The organism is Mesorhizobium sp. M0904, from assembly GCF_040319475.1.
Taxonomy (GTDB): Bacteria; Pseudomonadota; Alphaproteobacteria; order Rhizobiales; family Rhizobiaceae; genus Mesorhizobium.
Window position 1 is genome coordinate 1 of record NZ_JAMYOC010000020.1, and the last position, 17,522, is coordinate 17,522.

20 protein-coding genes and 1 tRNA gene are annotated in these 17,522 nt (G+C 64.0%); 7 read left to right on the top strand and 14 right to left on the bottom strand.

The window, feature by feature from the left end; genetic code table 11:
- Nucleotides 1–274: 274 nt before the first annotated feature.
- From NKH80_RS20810 to NKH80_RS20820, 3 genes are all read left to right on the top strand, one after another.
- Nucleotides 275–1,252, top strand: a complete 978-nt coding sequence (locus NKH80_RS20810) for a DUF3592 domain-containing protein (protein ID WP_352993217.1) — start codon at nt 275–277, stop codon at nt 1,250–1,252.
- Nucleotides 1,253–1,751: 499 nt separating this feature from the next.
- Nucleotides 1,752–2,273 carry a hypothetical protein gene (locus NKH80_RS20815; RefSeq protein ID WP_352993219.1) on the top strand — a complete coding sequence of 174 codons (522 nt, stop codon included), beginning with the start codon at nt 1,752–1,754 and terminating at the stop codon, nt 2,271–2,273.
- Nucleotides 2,266–2,889 carry a hypothetical protein gene (locus NKH80_RS20820; protein ID WP_352993221.1) on the top strand — a complete coding sequence of 208 codons (624 nt, stop codon included), beginning with the start codon at nt 2,266–2,268 and terminating at the stop codon, nt 2,887–2,889. The genes NKH80_RS20815 and NKH80_RS20820 overlap by 8 nt, the downstream gene beginning before the upstream one ends.
- A gap of 12 nt (nt 2,890–2,901) precedes the next feature.
- On the opposite strand, the gene NKH80_RS20825 is transcribed toward NKH80_RS20820, so the two are convergent.
- From NKH80_RS20825 to NKH80_RS20835, 3 genes are all read right to left on the bottom strand, one after another.
- The gene (locus NKH80_RS20825) at nt 2,902–3,186 is read right to left on the bottom strand and encodes a PilZ domain-containing protein (protein ID WP_254820713.1); all 285 of its coding nucleotides are present in this window, start codon (nt 3,184–3,186) and stop codon (nt 2,902–2,904) included.
- Between the two features lie 175 nt (nt 3,187–3,361).
- Entirely contained in the window at nt 3,362–3,946 is a 585-nt protein-coding gene (locus tag NKH80_RS20830; RefSeq protein WP_352993223.1) for a BA14K family protein, read from the bottom strand.
- 51 nt (nt 3,947–3,997) lie between these two features.
- Complete coding sequence (locus NKH80_RS20835) at nt 3,998–4,135, bottom strand: hypothetical protein (RefSeq protein WP_254820699.1); 138 nt, start codon at nt 4,133–4,135, stop codon at nt 3,998–4,000.
- Here NKH80_RS20835 and NKH80_RS20840 point away from each other — a divergent pair.
- Together NKH80_RS20840 and NKH80_RS20845 are read left to right on the top strand one after the other, a co-directional pair.
- Nucleotides 4,134–5,246, top strand: coding sequence for an endonuclease/exonuclease/phosphatase family protein (locus tag NKH80_RS20840; protein ID WP_352993225.1), 1,113 nt, complete (start codon nt 4,134–4,136; stop codon nt 5,244–5,246). The genes NKH80_RS20835 and NKH80_RS20840 overlap by 2 nt on opposite strands.
- A gap of 7 nt (nt 5,247–5,253) precedes the next feature.
- Nucleotides 5,254–5,976, top strand: a complete 723-nt coding sequence (locus tag NKH80_RS20845) for a hypothetical protein (protein ID WP_352993227.1) — start codon at nt 5,254–5,256, stop codon at nt 5,974–5,976.
- Here NKH80_RS20845 and NKH80_RS20850 read toward each other — a convergent pair.
- From NKH80_RS20850 to NKH80_RS20865, 4 genes are all read right to left on the bottom strand, one after another.
- On the bottom strand, nt 5,973–6,215 hold the full coding sequence (locus tag NKH80_RS20850; protein WP_352477528.1) for a hypothetical protein: 243 nt from the start codon (nt 6,213–6,215) through the stop codon (nt 5,973–5,975). The two genes, NKH80_RS20845 and NKH80_RS20850, sit on opposite strands and share 4 nt — an antisense overlap.
- A gap of 114 nt (nt 6,216–6,329) precedes the next feature.
- Nucleotides 6,330–7,547 (bottom strand): ABC transporter permease, encoded by a 1,218-nt coding sequence (locus NKH80_RS20855; RefSeq protein ID WP_352993229.1) that lies wholly within the window; start codon nt 7,545–7,547, stop codon nt 6,330–6,332.
- 2 nt (nt 7,548–7,549) lie between these two features.
- Nucleotides 7,550–8,260, bottom strand: coding sequence for an ABC transporter ATP-binding protein (locus tag NKH80_RS20860; protein ID WP_352993231.1), 711 nt, complete (start codon nt 8,258–8,260; stop codon nt 7,550–7,552).
- A 2-nt stretch (nt 8,261–8,262) separates the two neighbouring features.
- Nucleotides 8,263–9,555, bottom strand: a complete 1,293-nt coding sequence (locus NKH80_RS20865; protein ID WP_352993233.1) for an efflux RND transporter periplasmic adaptor subunit — start codon at nt 9,553–9,555, stop codon at nt 8,263–8,265.
- Nucleotides 9,556–9,666: 111 nt separating this feature from the next.
- Here NKH80_RS20865 and NKH80_RS20870 point away from each other — a divergent pair, with 111 nt between their 5' ends.
- Both NKH80_RS20870 and NKH80_RS20875 read left to right on the top strand, forming a co-directional pair.
- Nucleotides 9,667–10,572, top strand: a complete 906-nt coding sequence (locus tag NKH80_RS20870; RefSeq protein ID WP_352993235.1) for a PhzF family phenazine biosynthesis protein — start codon at nt 9,667–9,669, stop codon at nt 10,570–10,572.
- 105 nt (nt 10,573–10,677) lie between these two features.
- A tRNA-Lys gene (locus NKH80_RS20875) sits at nt 10,678–10,753 on the top strand.
- A gap of 483 nt (nt 10,754–11,236) precedes the next feature.
- Here NKH80_RS20875 and cobT read toward each other — a convergent pair.
- From cobT to cbiE, 7 genes are read right to left on the bottom strand one after another with little or no spacing between them, the layout of a single operon-like run.
- Nucleotides 11,237–12,247: a nicotinate-nucleotide--dimethylbenzimidazole phosphoribosyltransferase gene (gene cobT / locus NKH80_RS20880; RefSeq protein ID WP_352477534.1), complete on the bottom strand. Its 1,011-nt coding sequence runs from the start codon at nt 12,245–12,247 to the stop codon at nt 11,237–11,239.
- Between the two features lie 24 nt (nt 12,248–12,271).
- Nucleotides 12,272–13,033 (bottom strand): adenosylcobinamide-GDP ribazoletransferase, encoded by a 762-nt coding sequence (locus NKH80_RS20885; RefSeq protein ID WP_352477536.1) that lies wholly within the window; start codon nt 13,031–13,033, stop codon nt 12,272–12,274.
- Nucleotides 13,030–14,343, bottom strand: coding sequence for a cobyrinic acid a,c-diamide synthase CobB (locus NKH80_RS20890; RefSeq protein ID WP_352647041.1), 1,314 nt, complete (start codon nt 14,341–14,343; stop codon nt 13,030–13,032). The genes NKH80_RS20885 and NKH80_RS20890 overlap by 4 nt, the downstream gene beginning before the upstream one ends.
- Nucleotides 14,340–15,146: a uroporphyrinogen-III C-methyltransferase gene (cobA, locus tag NKH80_RS20895; RefSeq protein ID WP_352691651.1), complete on the bottom strand. Its 807-nt coding sequence runs from the start codon at nt 15,144–15,146 to the stop codon at nt 14,340–14,342. Before cobA ends, NKH80_RS20890 begins: the two co-directional genes overlap by 4 nt.
- Complete coding sequence (cobM, locus tag NKH80_RS20900; protein ID WP_352691652.1) at nt 15,143–15,907, bottom strand: precorrin-4 C(11)-methyltransferase; 765 nt, start codon at nt 15,905–15,907, stop codon at nt 15,143–15,145. Before cobM ends, cobA begins: the two co-directional genes overlap by 4 nt.
- Nucleotides 15,904–16,284 (bottom strand): cobalamin biosynthesis protein, encoded by a 381-nt coding sequence (locus tag NKH80_RS20905; protein ID WP_254818091.1) that lies wholly within the window; start codon nt 16,282–16,284, stop codon nt 15,904–15,906. The genes cobM and NKH80_RS20905 overlap by 4 nt, the downstream gene beginning before the upstream one ends.
- Entirely contained in the window at nt 16,281–17,522 is a 1,242-nt protein-coding gene (cbiE, locus tag NKH80_RS20910; protein WP_352738738.1) for a precorrin-6y C5,15-methyltransferase (decarboxylating) subunit CbiE, read from the bottom strand. The genes NKH80_RS20905 and cbiE overlap by 4 nt, the downstream gene beginning before the upstream one ends.

The window sequence follows — 17,522 nt, forward strand, 5'->3', positions numbered from 1 at the left end:
AAGGCCAAGAACTGAAGGAAATCCACATTCGTTTCGTTGCGCGTCCTCAGGCTTCGCGCTGCGGGCGCGCGGGGGATTTCCAAAAACAAGCTGGTCGACAGGGCCAAGAACTATCGCAATTTCATTGCCGATCAAGAAAGGCCGGCGGAGCGATCCGCCGGCCTTTTCGCATAAAGATTGTGTGGTTCCCACGCTTGTGGACAGGCGCATTATCCTCATCACCGTGGTATGCCTGTGCGGGGCATGGCACAGAAGTGCCAAAGGGGGCTGAGACTTGGAACTCAAATTTCTGTTGGTCGGGTTTGCCTGCGCGGTTGCCGGCATGCTCTCCCTCGTCACGTTCCTGAAGTGGTGGGAGGTGAGGGCGGTCAGCCGCTGGTCTCCGACGCCGGGAAAGATCGTCTCGTCGCGTGTCGAGGCTCGCGAGGTGACCAGTTCGGGATCCGGTTCGGACAGCAGAGGGTCGACCGAGATGCGCAACTTCCCGGCGATCACCTTCGAATACAAGGTGAACGGCAAGAAGTTTCGCAGTTCGCACTACAGCGTGCAGGAGAACCTTGGAAACTTTGCCGTGGCGGAAACCCTTGCGAAATTTCCAAACGGGGCTGGCGTAACCGTCTTCTACAACCCGGCCGATCCAGCCAAGGCCGTGATCGAGCGCACCATGCCCGAAGGTTCCTTCAAATTCATGGTCCAGCTTTCGGCCGGGCTGGTGGTTGGCGCGCTGGTATTGGTCTTCTCCGTCGGCGGCGTCCTGGAAGCGATCCGGCCGTTTTTGCCCAAGCCGCAGAACCTCGGCGCCGCGGCCCTGCTGCTGTTCATGGGATTGTTTGTCCTGCGCATGGGCTTCGCCCAGAAGTCACTAGCGGAACAGGCGGCGAAATGGCCCATCACGGCAGGACACATCGATGCTTCGGGCTTGCAGAAATTTGAGACCCGCGACAGGTCCGGAGGCGGCTATCGGCCCTGGCGAACAGTCTTCAAATCCCGCATCGTCTACAGCTATAGCGTCGCCGGCCAGCGCTACGCCGCCGATCGCATCGCTTTCGGGGCAAACGTGACGGCTTCGCTGCCGAGCCTCGTCAGCGGTCAATCACGGCGCTACCTCGAGGGCGACAAGGTCGAGGTCCACTACGATCCCGCCAATCCGGCTGCCGCGGTTCTCGAATGCAGGGTGAGTGGGCTTTGGCTCCTGTGGGTCTGCGCAGTTGGCTTCATAGGTGGAGCCGCGCTGCTTGTCGGGGTGATCTAAGGCTGAAACTGCCGTCCTCGACGCTGTAGATCCAGAGGAAGGGCACTTGTCTTCAGCATCTGACAAGAACTCCGCTGTCGTAGCCCGGCCATGTCAGTCTCAACGTCGCCCCGTCGACCACAATATGGATGACACGGGAGAACGGCTCTTCCGCCGACGGGTCGGATCCGTAGCATTGGCTGGCCGGCGCCACCCAACCCGTGGGTGTCTTGAGAAACATTGCGTGTTCACAGCCGAGAGCAGGGACCGACAGCGCATCGCGGTACAATGTGTAGACAGTCTGGCGTTGAACATCCGCAACGGCGGTGCAGTTCGATCTGTCCCGGGACCATGTGCCGACATAGGGTTCCGTGGCAAAGGCGCTGCCGCACGAAAATGTTGAGATCGAAATGAGCATCAAGAGATTTCGGATCATCGATTCTTTCTTTCGACCATGACATCGGGCCATGCTAAAGCATTGATGCTTAGACTTCACAATGCTGCTGCTCCAGGGACTTAAATGATCATCCGCAAGGCAGTAGCTGTTTTTCTGAGCATGCTGAGCCTGTCGCAAACAGCGAACGCAACAGAATGTTCGCTCAGCCATGCGACCTATCGCGAGCCGCGTTCGGGAGCGACGATACAGTTCCGGCCCACAGACAACGAGCCGGCTGCGCTGACGACCGAGGTCTTTTCGCTGATCGTGCCCAACACCGACCTTCGTCTGCCGTCGGACATCACCTGGACCAATGGCAAGTACTCGTTTCCTGTGGGTACGATCCGGCACACCTGCACCGACGACGATCGCGAGGCGGGTCTTGAGGACGGCACCGGACTGTGCAGAGTGTGGGACGGGCAGGTCTATGCGTTCAGTGCAGGCGGTGCCGAGCAGCTGAGTTCCCGCGAAACTTCGCCGGCACCGGCAGGGTTGCTGTTGCCTGACTTCGGCGCGATTTTTACCGAATGGCCCGATTTCGCCAAAGCCAATCCCGACGGTTCGGCCTGGGACGCCTTTAGCTTGACGGGTTGCAGCGATGAATAACAAGAGACTGCCGGCCTGCATCTGCACCCTGTCGGTCCTTGTGGCCATGGCGCCGGGGGCTCGTGCCGACCAAAGCACGCCGTCGCGTCCGCCCGTCGACAAATGCAGCTGGGAACGCTTGGCGGACAGGGATGTCGGGCTGGCTGCCTGGGTACAGCGTTGCGATTTCGGCTTTCGCCGGATTCATTTCGAGCTTGGCGGCAATGCTCTTGCCATCAAATACAGCGATGGCGGTTCGGCCGATCCCGTCGTCGAAGTCTTCGATATGCTGCCGGGCGAGGCCGCCGATGCTGCGTTGCAGCGCATTTTTACGCAGAAGACCGAGAAAGCCATCAGCACACGTTGCGTGCTCATGCCTTACACCGAAGGGGCGACGCCCGCGCGCATCCTCCGGTATGTTTTCAGTCCCGATGCCGCCTATCGTGAGGAATTGAAGACCGTCGCCAACCCTGACGAGGTCGGCGAACCGCCTTGCGGCGAATGGGGCGAAGCCCCGGACGGCATTCAGTATTTCGAGGTGCAATCACCCGAACTGCGAAAGCTTCTATTCGTTCGCGTCGGCCAGGATGAGCCGCTGTTTGACGAGCAGACGCTGCAAGTCCTGCCACCCGGATAGCGCCGGTAGATATCAGCCGTAGTGCCAACTGGGCTTTGGTTCGGTGCCGATGAACATCACGCCGATGCGATCCTCGCGGCGCCAGCGGACCACGGCCTTGTAGGCGATGCCGTCGGTCGGAACATAGAGCAGGAACTCGTCGGGCACGCGCGCGTCGATCGAGACCTTCAATTCGGCGCCGCCGGCATGCATGTTGCGCAGCGTGCATGTGACCTCGGAATTGGTCATGCCGGTCAGGATCGTCGCGCCCTTGAAGACGCGCTGCCGGCGTTTGTCCCTCTGTTCGTCCTCGGCCATCGCACGCAATCCAGCCATTTTTCGCGTCTCGGGCGTTCTGATCGGGAGGATTATTAGACCTGCCTGATAAAAATAGCGTTATCAGCAGTCGGGACTGGGAGATGTTCGCGGTTCCTGGCTGGAAGAAAAAGGCGCCGCGAAGCACGGCGCCGAACGATGCTTGTTGTCGGCCTGCTTACCTATAGGGCGAGTAGCATTGCTGGCGCGGCCCGTAATAGGGCTGGAAGGTGTTGTCCCAGGCGCGGTACGACCGGTAGCGATTGTAACACCATTGGACATGTGCACTGGAAAGCCGCCCTGCGCGATAATAGCGGCGCGGTGGCGGCGCGTCGTAGTAGTTGTAGCTGTTGTACAGGCTGCCAAGGCCGAGCCCCAGGCCCAGCCCAAGAATCGCGGCGCCGGCACTATCATCGTAGTAACCGCCGCGGTAATGGCGGCGGTGATGGCGCCAACGCCAGCTGTCGTCCCAGCCGCCATTGTCCCAGTGTCTTGAGAAATGACGGCCGCGGAAATTGTTGGACCGCCATCTCCAACCATCGTCGCCGTGCCATTGCCCAAAGTCGCGATTGCGCCAACGCCAGATCTCCCTGTCGTTGCCGCCTGCCCAATCTTCACGAATTTGCACGATGTCGGCGGCATTGCCAGCCACCGGCAGCAGAGGTTTGGGCATTGGCCCGGCAAGCGAGGGGGCCGAGAGGCCGGTGATCAGACCGAGGGCCATCAGCCCGGATCTGACAGAAGATAAAAAGAGCGGTTTCATCGCACTCTCCGAAGATTCAGGCCCCACGCCCAGAATACCCCGGGGAAGGGCCTATTGATGGAACTTTCCATCTGAACGGAAGATGAACAAAAAGGTTCCGTCAGCCATAGCGAGCGCGCGATCAAGCAGAGCCGCCTGATTTCTGCGCCCTTGTTTTCGGGCGCGCTTGCGGGCAAAGGTCAAAGCCATGTCGCTGCGCCTTGCCACTTTCAACGTCGAAAACCTGATGAACAGGTTTGATTATTCCGGATACCGCAATCAGCTCAACGAAGATCGCACTCTGGCGCTTTTCGACATCCAGAGCGAGGCCGAATACAAAATGCTCGAGCAGGCGCGGGCCATCGCGCAGTCCGACGACACGCGGCAGTTGACGGCGCTGGCGATCGCGGCCACCCGCGCCGACATCATCTGCATGCAGGAGGTCGACAATATCGAGGCGCTGAAGGCCTTCGAATATGGTTATCTGTTCAAGATGGTGGGGCAAGGCTACCGGCAGAAATACACCACCGCCGGCAATGATTCGCGCGGCATCGACGTCGCCGTGATGATGCGCAACGAGACCGCGCAGGGCCAGCCGATCGAATTCGTGCGCATGACCAGCTACGCCTATGTCACGTTCGAGCAATTCGGGCTGCACACCGCGGAATTGGCGGCGCTTGGTCACCAGGCCAATGAACGCATCTTCCGGCGCGACTGTCTGGAAGTCGATCTGACCGTGGCTGGCGCGCCGTTGACGCTCTATCTCGTGCATTTCAAGTCGATGGGCTCGCCCCGTAACGGCCTCGACGGCCGCGAGGCGACAATGCCGCTGCGCATCGCCGAGGCGCAGGCGGTGCGCCGGATCATCGAGGAGCGCTTCGGCAAGGACCATGCCGCCGACAAGCGCTGGGCAATCTGCGGCGACATGAACGACTACCGGCAGCGCGTGAAGATCACTGGCGATGTTTTCGACGGCTATCGCTTCGAGGTGATCGACGAGACCCGGTCCTGCATCGACGTGCTCACTGCCGGCGGTTTTTGCGAAAACGCCGTCGAGCGGCGGCCGGAAATGGACCGCTGGACTTTCTACCACACGCGCGGACCGGAAGAGCGGCATCTCTGCCAGCTCGACTACATCCTTTTGTCGAGGGCGCTAGCCAGGCAGAACGCCACCGCCGTTCCCGATATCATCCGCAACGGGCAGCCTTGGCGCACCATATTTCCGACGGGCCAAGAGGTCGAGCGCTTCCCACGTGCCGGGTGGGACCGGCCGAAGGCATCCGACCATTGCCCGGTAGCAATTGCCCTCGACTTGGCGTGAGACAGGCGTGAGTTTCGACCTGCCGCGCAACGTCATCCTGCCGGTCGATGCCATCGACGTCAAGCTCGATCCTGGCCCGCATCCATTCGAGCGCGATAATGCCGAGGCGATCGCGGCGAACTGGCGGCGTGAGACCGCATCCAAGCCGGCGCTTTTCGACGGCACTGTGGTGCTGCTTTCCGCACTCAGCTACCGCGACAATCGCCTCGTCGGCCGCTGCCATGCGGTGCGGTATTCGACCTTCATGCTTTGGCGCAGCAATAGACAGGTGCCTGGCGCCGAACATGCCTACGCGCACGCCATGCTGGTCGCTGGCGACAATGCGCTGGTGGCGATCCGCATGGCGCCGCATACGGTCAATGCCGGCCGCATCTACTTCGCCGCCGGTTCGTTCGAGCCCACCGATTTCCGCGACGGCCTTGTCGACGTCGACTTCAACATGATCCGCGAGGTACGGGAGGAAACCGGCCTCGACCTATCAGGCGCGACACGCGGCAGGCGCCACTACGCCCTGTCGACGGCAAGCGGCACGGTGATCTTTCGCCGCTACCGCGAGACGGCCTCCGCCGACGACCTGGCACAGCGGATCCGCGCTTTCGTCGCGGCCGAGTCAGAGCCTGAAATCGAAGGTCCTGTGATCATCCGCAATGCAGCCGACCTGCCGGACGGATTGATGCCGCATATGAGACCGCTGATCGAATGGCACTTCGCGCAAGGATTCCGACTCTAACGTCGCGACCTGCCTTCAATAGCCTTGCGGTCGCTGCGGGCAGCGACAAAATACAGCAGCACGCCGAGACCCAGGAGTGCCCCCATCGCCGTTCCCATCGTCTGCCCAATTACCTGCTGGAAGTCAGCTGTGACGCGATCGGGATTATCCATTCCATAACGGATCAAATTCCACCAAAGCCCTGCCAATGCGGCTTCGACGATCACCATCGCCAGAGCCAGTCGCCCTCTCTTGCTCATCCATTGTTCCCCCTTAGTCCCCAACAGCATTGTTATCATTGCAGATTGTGCTGCGACAAGGGCAGGTTGCTTATAAAATTGGCAGCGTCGCGAGGCGACATTTGCTGCAACGCTCTATTCATGCCTCAGCGCGTCGATGGGGTTGAGCCGTGCGCCGCGCAGCGCCGGGAAGAAGCCGAACACCATGCCGATCAGCGCGGAAAAGCCGACCGCAAGCAGGATGACCGCCGGGCTTGGCGCAAACGGGATCGTCAGCGTCAGCGAGGCGAGGCCGGCCAATGCCAGGCCGATCAGGATGCCGATGATGCCGCCAAGCAGCGACAGCACCGTCGCCTCGACCAGGAACTGGATGAGGATGTGCTTTTCGTGGGCGCCGATGGCGAGCCTGATGCCGATCTCGCGCGTGCGCTCGGTTACCGACACCAGCATGATATTCATAATGCCGATGCCGCCGACGAGCAGGCTGACGCCGGCGATGGCGCCGAGCATGCCAGTCATGGTGGTGGTGGCGCTGGCCATGGCATCGGCGATCTGGGTCATGTCGCGGATCGAGAAATCATCGTCTCGGTCGGGCGTGATGCGGCGTGTGTCGCGCAAGATGTCCTCGACGCGCTGCTGCAGCACCGTGGTTGGCGTACGGTCGTCGGCGGCGACATAGACCGATTCGATGTCGCGATTGCCGGCAATCCGACGCTGATAGGCGGCGAGCGGCATCAGCACGACATTGTCCTGGTCCTGGCCGAAGCCGGTATAGCCCTTCGGTTCGAGCAAGCCGATGATCTTGCAGGAGGTGCGGTTGACGCGGATGATCTCGCCTTCGGGGTCACCGGCGCCGAAGAACTGCTGGCGCACCGTCTCGCCGATGAGGCAGACGCCGGTGCCCGAGCGGGTTTCCGAATCGCTGAACGGGCGGCCCGAAACCAGCTTCCAGTCGCGAGCATCGAGATAGGCGCTGTCGGTGCCGGTAACGCCCGAGGTCAGGCTTTCGGTGCCGAAAATGACGCGCACCTGCTTTTGCGACGCCGGTGAGATGGCGCGCGCGCCGTCCAGGTGCGCGACAAGCGCTGCAAGATCTCTGTCGCTCAGCGGTCGGACGACCTGATCGAGCCCTCCAGGTCCGCCAGGCCCGGCCGGACGGCCGGAACGAATGACGAGCAGGTTGCTACCAAGCTTGGAAATATCGGACTTGACCTTTTCGGTGGTGCCCGAGCCGATGGTCAGCATGGCGATGACGGCGGCAACGCCGATGACGATGCCGAGCAGCGTCAGGAACGAGCGCAGCACGTTGCGGCGGATGGAGCGGAGCGAGAGGCGGACGGTTTCCCAGATCATGGCTAGGCCATCTCGAGACTGGCTGTATCCGAGGCGACATGGCCATCGAGGAAACGGATCGTGCGCTGGGCATAGCCGGCAACATCTGCTTCGTGCGTGACCATGGCGATGGTCAGGCCGAGCTCGCTGTTCAGCTGCGTCAGGAGCTCCATGATCTCGTGCGTGCGGGCGGTATCGAGATTGCCGGTCGGCTCGTCGGCAACGAGCAGCGTCGGCTTGGTGACGATGGCGCGGGCGATCGCCACGCGCTGCTGCTGGCCGCCGGACAGCTCGGCTGGCGTATGATGCTCGCGGCCAACAAGGCCAACCTCGGCAAGTGCCTGCATGGCAAGGCCGCGACGCTCGCGGGCGCCAACGCCGCGGTAGATCAGCGGCAGTTCGACATTCTCCGCCGCCGTAGTGCGCGGCAAGAGATTATAGCCCTGGAAGACGAAGCCCACATAGAGATTGCGCAGCTGAGCGCGGCGGTTGCGGTCGAGACGGCCGGCATCGATGCCTTCGAAGCTGTAAGTCCCAGCGGTCGGCGTGTCGAGGCAGCCAATGATGTTCATGGCCGTCGATTTGCCGGAACCGGACGGGCCCATGATGGCGACGAATTCGCCGCGTCTGATGGCGAGGTCGACGCCGGCCAGCGCATGCACCCGGGCTTCGCCCTGGCCATAGCTTTTCCATACCTTGTCGAAGCCTATGAGCGTGGTCGCGACCGATGCCATGATCAGCTCCGCTGCTGCGAGGCGGTAATGACTTGTGCGCCTTCCTCCAGGCCGGAGACGATCTCGGTCAGTTCGCCGTCTGTCGAGCCGACCCTGACGTTGACAGGATGCGGCCGCCCATTCTCCAGCAGGTAGAGCGTGCGCGAGCCGTCGGTGGGCTTCGTCGCCGCCTGGTGCTGGCGGTTGCCGCCGGGGCGTCCCATGCGGCCTGTGAACAGGTCGGTGAGGCTCCAGCCGCGCTCCGCCGTCTGGGCCGGCCGGTAGCGGAAGGCGATCGACGGCACGGTGAGCACGTTCCTGGCCTGCTTGGTGACGACCGAGACGGTGGCTGTCATGCCGGGCCGCAACAGAAGTTCGCTGTTGTCGACATCCAGCCTTGCATCGTAAGTGACGACGCCGTCGGTGGTGACTGAGGCATAGTAGATGTCGCGGATTTCGGCGTCGAACGGCCGTTCCGGGAAGGCATCGACGGTGAAGCGCGCATGCTGGCCGGGTTTGACGGCGCCGATATCGGCCTCGTCGACCGCCGCCTTCAACTCCATGTTCTTCAGATCGGCGGCGATGACGAACAGGACCGGCGCCTGCAGCGAAGAGGCGACCGTCTGGCCGGGATCGACCGAGCGCGTCAGTATGATGCCGTCGATCGGAGCGTAGATGGTGCTCTTGGCAAGATCCGTCTGCTGCGCCTTGAGATCGGCACTGGCCATGGCGAGGTTGGCTTTGGCAATATCGAGCGCCGCCTTCGAGCGGTCGCGCGTGGCGGTTGCCGCTTCGAGCGACTGGTCCGTCGCCATGCCGCGCTTGGTGAGTTGTGCCGCGCGCACCAGCGCCTTTTCGTTTTCGGCCAGGGTCACAGTGGCGTCCTCGACGCTCGCCGTCGCTGCCTTGGCGGAGGCCTGGGCGCGCTCGATCTGCACCTCCAACTTTGCGGTGTCGAGCGCAGCCAGCACATCGCCCTTCTTCACCAGCTGGTTCTCGTTGACCGAAACCGAGCGGACGACGCCGGAGAGTTCGCTGGAAATATCGACCTGGGTGAGGGGCTGCAGCGTGCCGGTAGCCGAAACCGCGACGGTAAGGTCGGCCATGGCGGCCAGTGTCGTGGTATACTCGATCTTGGCGGGCGAGCCCGCATACCAGGGGTAGCCGACGACACCCGCGGCCACTGCGAGTAGCGCAAGCAGCGCGTAAAACCAACCGCGACGGCGTTTTGTCTTCAGGCCCTGGTGGTCGAGCCCGAGCGCCGTCTCGATGGCGGAAGCGGATTCCGTCTTTGGCAGATTGACAATCTGGTCCACGCCGGCCCCCTATGTTCAGTGATATCCCATCAGTGCACAAATCAGGCCTTATGGTTCAAAATTCAAATTAAATTTCGCTCATGTTGGGAATGAGGCAGAGGACTTACTGAGATGCAGCCGCGGAATTACTTGCTTTACGACGTATTCACCACCAACCGGCTGGCCGGCAATCCGCTGGCCGTGGTGCTCGACTGTGATGGGCTGGACGTTGCGGCGATGCAGGCGGTGGCGCGCGAGTTCAACCTGTCCGAAACCGTCTTCGTGCTGCCGCCTGATAATCCCAAGCATCGGGCCCGCATCCGTATCTTCACACCCGACTATGAAATGCCGTTCGCCGGCCACCCGAGCGTCGGCTCGGCGATAGCGCTCGCCGAAATGGCGGGAGAGGCCGCCGGCATCTTCGTGCTCGAGGAGAATATCGGCCCGGTGCGCTGCGCTGTCAGCAAGCACGATGGTTCGACCTTTGCCGAGTTCGACCTGGCGAAACTGCCGGCGCAGCTGGAATTGTCGGCCGCTCCCGAGGCGATCGGCGCGGCCCTTGGCCTTGGGCCGCACGAGATCGGCTTCGAGAACCACCGCGTTTCGTTCTGGTCGGCTGGAGTGCCCTACGTGACCATCCCCGTCGCCAATCTGGAGGCGGCCGCCCGGATCAGGCTGGACAACCAGGCGTGGTCGGAGTTGGCACCACGCAAGAGCGAATGGGCCTTCGCCAGCCCCTATGTCTATTGCCGCGAGACGGTGCACCATGACAGTGCCTTCCATGTCCGCATGATGGTGCCCGGCAATCCGTCCTACGAAGACCCGGCGACCGGATCAGCGGCGGCCGCGTTCGCCGGCGCGATCATGCATTTCGACGGCCCGACAGACGGCGTTTCACAACTGTGGATCGAGCAGGGGCTGGAGATGGGCCGGCCTTCGCGCATTCGCCTCGAACTGAATGTCGACGGCGGCAAACTGGCCGCCGCTCGCATCGGCGGCCATGCGGTGAAGGTGGCTGAAGGCAGGCTTTTTGTTTGACGACCTCGGCACTTCGGCGATTTGTCGGGAAATGAATCCCACGGGGCTGGACATGGCGGATGGCGGCGGCTATATGCCCGCCAACGCTGGGTTTACCGGCCGTGTGGGTGTGTAGCTCAGTTGGTAGAGCAGCTGACTCTTAATCAGCGGGTCCACAGTTCGATCCTGTGCACACCCACCAAAAATCTCCAGGATTTGGTGGAAAGACCTTAGAACGAGCCGGTTTCATTCACCGCGCTCGTTTCATCAACTTTGGGCTGGCCTTTGGAGTCCGATAGTCTTTGGCGAGGCGTGCTCTTAGCTCGCAGCGCTCGCAGCCGACTGGATCAAACGCTGCGATTGCCGCGCCCGAAAACGCGGCTCAGAAACTTGCCGAACCGAAAAGCGATGCCATTGTCAGCACTCTGACGTCTGTCAGCATCAACGTCGGCTTTTCCCCCTGAAAAGTCGCTGATAAGCCATCAGAAGAAGATCAAGAAAAGGACGAGAATCGATCGGACCGTAGCTGGAATATCTGCCGCGCGAAATCAGCGCACCGCTACCGACAATGAGAAACGCAGCAGAGTAGGCGGGGTGAAACTTTTTCATCCCACCAGATTTATCTGAGAAACATTGCGGACGGAAGCTGCTGCCTTAGGGGATCGAGTTCATAGGCCGTATCCGATCACTTCTCCGAAACACCAGCCTCCGCAAAACTTGCCATCCTGGCGTGGCATTCCAATGCCGAGCGGACGATGTTGACGGCGAGGCAGGCGCCGGAGCCTTCGCCGAGCCTCATGCCGAGGTCGAGCAAGGGCGGCAGGCCGAGCGCCTCCAATAGACGACGGTGGCCGGATTCGGCCGAGACATGGGCTGCCAGGGTGTGGGCGAGGCCAGCAGGGTGCAGCGCTGCCAAGGGTGCCGCTGCGGCGGTGCAGACGAAGCCGTCGAGCAATACCGGCACGCCGAGATGACGCGCAGCCAGCGTTGCGCCCAAGATCGCCGCAAGCTCGCGGCCGCCGAGGGCCGCCGCGAGCTTCAGCGGATCGGCCAGCGCCGGGGCGTGGCGCTTCAGGCCGGCCTCGATGGCGACGATCTTGCGCACGAGGCCGGCATCGTCGACGCCAGTGCCGCGCCCGGTCCATCGTTCGGCGCCGCCGCCGAACAGCGCGGTTGAGATGGCCGCCGCCGGCGTGGTGTTGCCGATGCCCATTTCGCCGAAGCAGACGAGGTCGAGGTCCTTGCTGACCGCGTCGTAGCCGGCCGAGACAGCGGCGAGGAAGGCCTCGTCGTCCATCGACACGTCTTGCGTGAAATCGCCGGTCGGATGATCCAGATCAAGCGGGATGACGTCCAGCTCCGCGCCGGCGATGCGGGCAAGCTGGTTGATGGCGGCGCCGCCGCCGGCGAAATTCGCCACCATCTGCACGGTGACCTCCGACGGGAAGGCCGACACGCCTTGCGCGGTGACGCCGTGATTGCCGGCGAAGACGAAGACCTTGACACGGTCGAGCTTTGGCATGTCGCGGCCCTGCCAGCGCGCCAGCCAGGCGACTATTGTCTCCAGCCGGCCAAGGCTGCCTTGCGGCTTGGTCAGCGTGTCCTGGCGGCGGGCGACGGCATTGGCCGCGGCGTCGCTGCCAATGGGCAGGCCGAGGCAGGCGGCGCGCAGTTCATCGAGCGATTTGAAAGGCATGGGGGCAAAATCTCCGAAACAGAGTCAGGAAAGGGAAATGGAAGCGACGAGCAGGATTGCGATCTCGCCCAGCTGCTGAAGGGCGCCGACGGTGTCGCCGGTCTGGCCGCCGATCTGATTGAGGCAAAGCGCGCGGAAGGCGGCGAATAACAGACCGAGCAGGATGATCGCGAAAACGGCAGCGCCGAACCCAAGCGCCAACAGCGCGACCGCACCGAGTACGGCACCGATGCCAGCTGTTTTAGCCGAGACGGTGCCCGCTTCGGCCGAAAGGCCGTCGCTGCGGGCCGGCTGCAGCAGGTGCATGAAGGCGCCGAGCAGGCCGCGCGAGGCGGCATGCGCGGCAATCAAAGCCAAGAACACGTGGGCTGGGCCGGCGAATCCAGAGAGCACGCTCCAGCGGATCAGCAGCGAGATGCCGAGCGCGCAGGCGCCGTAGGCACCGATGCGGCTGTCACGCATGATCTCCAGTTTCCTGTCGCGGGTCTTGCCGCCGCCAAAACCATCAGCAACATCCGACAGCGCGTCCTCATGCAGGCAGCCGGTGACAAGCAAGATCGCGGCAAGGGCGAACGCTGCAGCAGGACCTCCGGCTAGGCCCAGCCTCGTGCCGACCGCGTAGGCCAGCGCACCGGCCATAGCGGCGGCGAGACCGGCGACCGGTGCAGCCCAGATCGCAGCGGCAAGGCTTCGGCCACGGAAGTCGGCTCGCGGCAGCGGCAGCCGGGTAAAGAAGACGAGGCAAAGCGCGATATCATCGAGAATTTGCTGTTGCGAGGCCTTCATCCGCCCCTCGCAATGGCATGGAAGAACGTGCCGCTGACATTGCCGCGCCGGTAGCCGGAGGCGCCGAGCGGGTTGCCTTGCCCGTCGGCGAGATCGGCCAGCGGCTCGTCATTGCCGGTCGCAACCATCTGCGCGTAGTGGAACTCATGGCCGCGGATCAGCGTGCCTTGGCTGCCGAGCGGACAGCCGGACCGCAGCCGCGCCTCGCGGTAGCCGAGATTCATCTTGCGCTTGGCGAAGCTGGTCGAATGGCCGAGCAGGCCAAGCATCCGATGCGTCTCGCCCGATGCGTCCTCGAGCGCCTCGCCGAGCACCATGAAGCCGCCGCACTCGCCATGCACCGGCCGCGTGGCGGCGAACCTCGCCATGCCCGCCCTGAAATTCGCAGCGGCGGCGAGGCGGCCGGCGTGGAGCTCGGGATAGCCGCCGGGCAGCCAGCAGACATCGCAATTGTCGCCGGGCGCTTCATCGGCGAGCGGCGAGAATGGGACGATCTCGGCGCCGGCCTTGCGCCAATGCGCGGCAACGTGCGGATAGAGGAAGGTAAAGGCGGCGTCCTCGGCGAGTGCAATGCGCTGGCCGGGGGGCGGCAGCGCGTCGCCGAAATTGCCCGGCGCGGGCGTGAATGGCGCCGCCAGAGCCATGATGGCGTCGAGGTCGAGCGAGTGCTCGACCATATCGGCCAGCCGGTCGAGATGCGCCATCAGATTCTCATATTCGCCGGCCTGAACGAGGCCGAGATGACGTTCGGGCAGGTTGAGCGAGGGATCGCGCAGGATAGCGCCGACGACAGGCAAGCCGAGCGCTTCGATGGCATCGCCGCACAGTCGGCGGTGGCGTTCACTGCCCAATCGGTTGAGCACGACACCGGCCATGCGCACATCGGGGTCATAAGTAGCAAAGCCCTTGGCAACGGCCGCCGCCGTGGTCGACTGGCCGGAAACGTCGAGCACCAGCAGCACCGGCAGGCCATAAAGTCGGGCAAGGTCGGCGGCCGAGCCGGTGCGGCCCGGAGCAGCCGGAATTCCATCGAACAGGCCCATGGCGCTTTCGAGGAAGATAAAATCGGCATCTTCGGTCGCTTCGCCGGCCAGTGCGTTAAGCAGGGCGGGCGGCATTGCCCAGCTGTCGAGGTTGATGCCGGACAAGCCTGTGGCGGCGGTGTGGAAGCCGGGATCGATATAGTCCGGGCCGGACTTGGCGCCGCGCACCTTCAGGCCGCGCCGGGCGAGCGCGCGCAGAATGCCGATGGTGACGCTGGTCTTGCCCGAGCCCGAGCGCGGCGCGCCGATGATGATGGCGCGGGTCATGGCTCGCCCGCCAGTGCCGCACGCATAGCGACAATACCGCCGACGACGATCAGCGCCGGCGAGGTCAGACCGGCGGCTGCTGCCTCTTCCGCAATGGTGGCGAGCGTGGCGACGACGATCCGTTCCTGCGGTGTCGTCGCAGCGACAATCACCGCGGTGGGCGTCGAAGGCGCCAGCCCGCCCTCGAGCAGCGAGGCGGCGATCAGTGGCAGATTGGCCATGCCCATATAGATGACCACCGGCTGGCCGGTACGGGCGATGGCCGCCCAGTCGAGGTCGTCATCGGTGCCGGCGGCGTGACCGGTCGCCAGGATCAGCGCCTTGTTGATGCCGCGCATGGTGCCGGGAATGCCGGTGGCGGCCAGCGCGCTGAGGCCGGACGTCAGGCCAGGCAGGATGCGGAACGGGATGGTTTTCCCGGCCAGCGCCAGCGCCTCTTCGCCGCCACGCCCGAAAATATAGGGGTCGCCCCCCTTCAGCCTGACGACGCGCCGGCCCGCGCGCGCCAGCCGAACCAGCAGAGCGGTAATGTCGTCCTGCTTCATCGATGGCTTGCCACCGCGCTTGCCGGCATAGAACAGTTCCGCGCCCTCAGCGACGGCGACGACCGCGGGCGAGACCAGCGCGTCATAAACCAGCGCGTCGCACTGTCCGAGGGCGGCCAGCACTTCCAGCGTCAGGCAGCCGGGATCGCCAGGGCCGGCACCGGCCAGCCAGACATGACCGGGCTCCAGCTGGCGCGGTTTGAAGTTCAGCCGGGTGAGCGCCTGCTCGACCGTAGTGTTTCTATTGCTGCCGCTCACAATCCGTCCCGTCCGCGAAAGCGCCGCTGGTAGTGCGCGTCATACAGTGAACTTTCGCCAAAGCCTTCCGCCGCCAGCGAGCGGCCGACGAAGATGATTGCCGTGCGCTCCATCGGATCGGCGGCCAATTGCGCCTCGATGGTGGCCAGCGTGCCGGTCAGCACGCGCTCGTCCGGCCAGGAGGCACGGAAGACGACCGCGACCGGGCAGTCGGCGCCGTAATGCGGCGTCAGCTCGGCGACGACGCGGTCGATGGCGTGGATGGCAAGGTGGATGGCCAGCGTGGCGCCGGTGCGGCCGAAGCCGGCCAGCGTTTCGCCGGGCGGCATTTTCGAGGCGCGGCCGGAGATGCGGGTCAGCACCAGGCTTTGCGCGACTTCTGGAATGGTCAGCTCGCGGCGCAGCGCTGCCGCCGCAGCGGCGAAGGACGGCACGCCCGGCGTCAGTGTATAAGGGATGCCGTGCTTTTCCAGCCGGCGGATCTGCTCGGCAACTGCGCTCCAGACCGACAGATCACCGGAATGCAGGCGGGCGACATCATGGCCGGCCGCGTGGGCGGCCACATATTCGGCCTCGATCTCGTCGAGTGACATCGGCGCGGTGTCGATCAACCTCGTTCCGGGCGCGCAGTGCTGCAACAGCTCCGGCGCGACGATCGATCCGGCATAGAGGCAGACGGGACAACTGCCGAGCAGGCGGCTGCCGCGCAAGGTGATCAGGTCGGCAGCACCCGGGCCGGCACCGATGAAATGGACGGTCATGCCGCATCTCCGCTGATGGCGATGGCGCAGGTGACAGCACCGAGCACCGTGCGCGGCCCGAGCAGCTTTGCGCCTTTGCCGGCGGCGGCAAGCGCCGAGGCTTCGGAAACAGACGGCGTGCCGGCATGCTCCTGTGATAGGTCGGAGTGGCTGGTCGTAGATGCAGCTTTGAGTTCGTCCTGCTCGACAACGATCACCGGGAGGCGCAGTTCACGTCCGGCGGCGAAGATTGCCGCTTCATCCTGCTTGAGAGACGCGGTCGCGAGGGCTGAAAGCGCGGGCAGGGCAAGCCCGTGCGCCTCCAGTGCGGTTTCTACCGCAGCAAGCACGTCGCGTGCGCTGACACCTTTGCGGCTGCCGATGCCCGCGACCATCATGGCTTGGCCCAACTCCATTGGGTGACCGGCACAGCCGGCCGCCAGGCCTGCATCGAACCAACCGGCGAAGCACGGGATATAGCGATCCGGGTAAGCTCGCCTCCGAGCGCAGCGTGACGGGAAAGCAGCAGTGCCTCCATCTCCAGGGTCACTGCGTTGGCGACTAGGCGGCCGCCGGCAGGTAAGGCATCGATGGCTCTTTCCAGCACGCCGGCATCGCTGCCGCCGCCGCCGATGAAGATCGCTGCCGGCGTTTCCAGCCCAGCAAGAGCTTGCGGTGCGGAACCTTCAACGACGGCGAGACCGGGAACGCCGCAGGCCGCGGCGTTACGTCGGATGCGGACGGCGCGGGCCGGATCGGCCTCAACGGCGATGGCACGCATGGAAGGATGGGCCAGCATCCATTCGATGCCGATGGAGCCCGATCCGGCGCCGATGTCCCACAGCAGTTCGCCGCGCCTTGGCGCGAGAGCGGACAGGGTGACGGCGCGCACTTCGCGCTTGGTGATCTGGCCGTCATGCTCGAACAAACGATCGGCAAGTCCCGCTGTCAGCGGCAGGATGGGTGCTTGCGGAGTCGATTCAACTTCGATCGCGAGCACGTTGAGCGGATTGATCTTTGCGAGGTCGAAGGTGCCGGCGCTCGCCGAGCGCAGCCTTTCGTTCGGCCCACCCAGCGCCTCCAGCACCGTCAACCGCGAAGCGCCGAAGCCAAGTTCGATAATGAGACGGGCAATCGCTCCCGGTGCATCGCTGTCCGAGGTCAGCGCGAGAATGCGGGTGCAAGGATGCAGCAACGGCCGGATCAGGTCGAGCGAGCGGCCATGCAGCGAAATGGTCTCGACGTCCTGCAGCGCCCAGCCCAGGCGTGAGGCGGCCAGCGAAAAGGCCGAGGGCGCGGGGATCACCCGCATATCCTCTGCCGCGACCTTGCGGGCGAGGGTGACGCCGGCACCGTGGTAGAAGGGATCGCCGGAGGCCAGCACGCAGACGCGTCTGCCGGAGAGCGCCAGCACGTCGCGCATCTCGGCATCGAAGGGCGTCGGCCAGGCGCGCGCTTCACCTTTGATCAGTGATGCGACAAGGGCGAGGTGGCGCTTGCCGCCGAAGACGAACTCGGCCTCAGCGATCAACCGCTTGGCCTCGTCGCCGAGACCCGCTACACCGTCCTCGCCGATGCCGACGATCGTAAGCCACTTTGAGGTGAGCTTGGCGCCGCGCGGAGCTTCAGCAGGCAT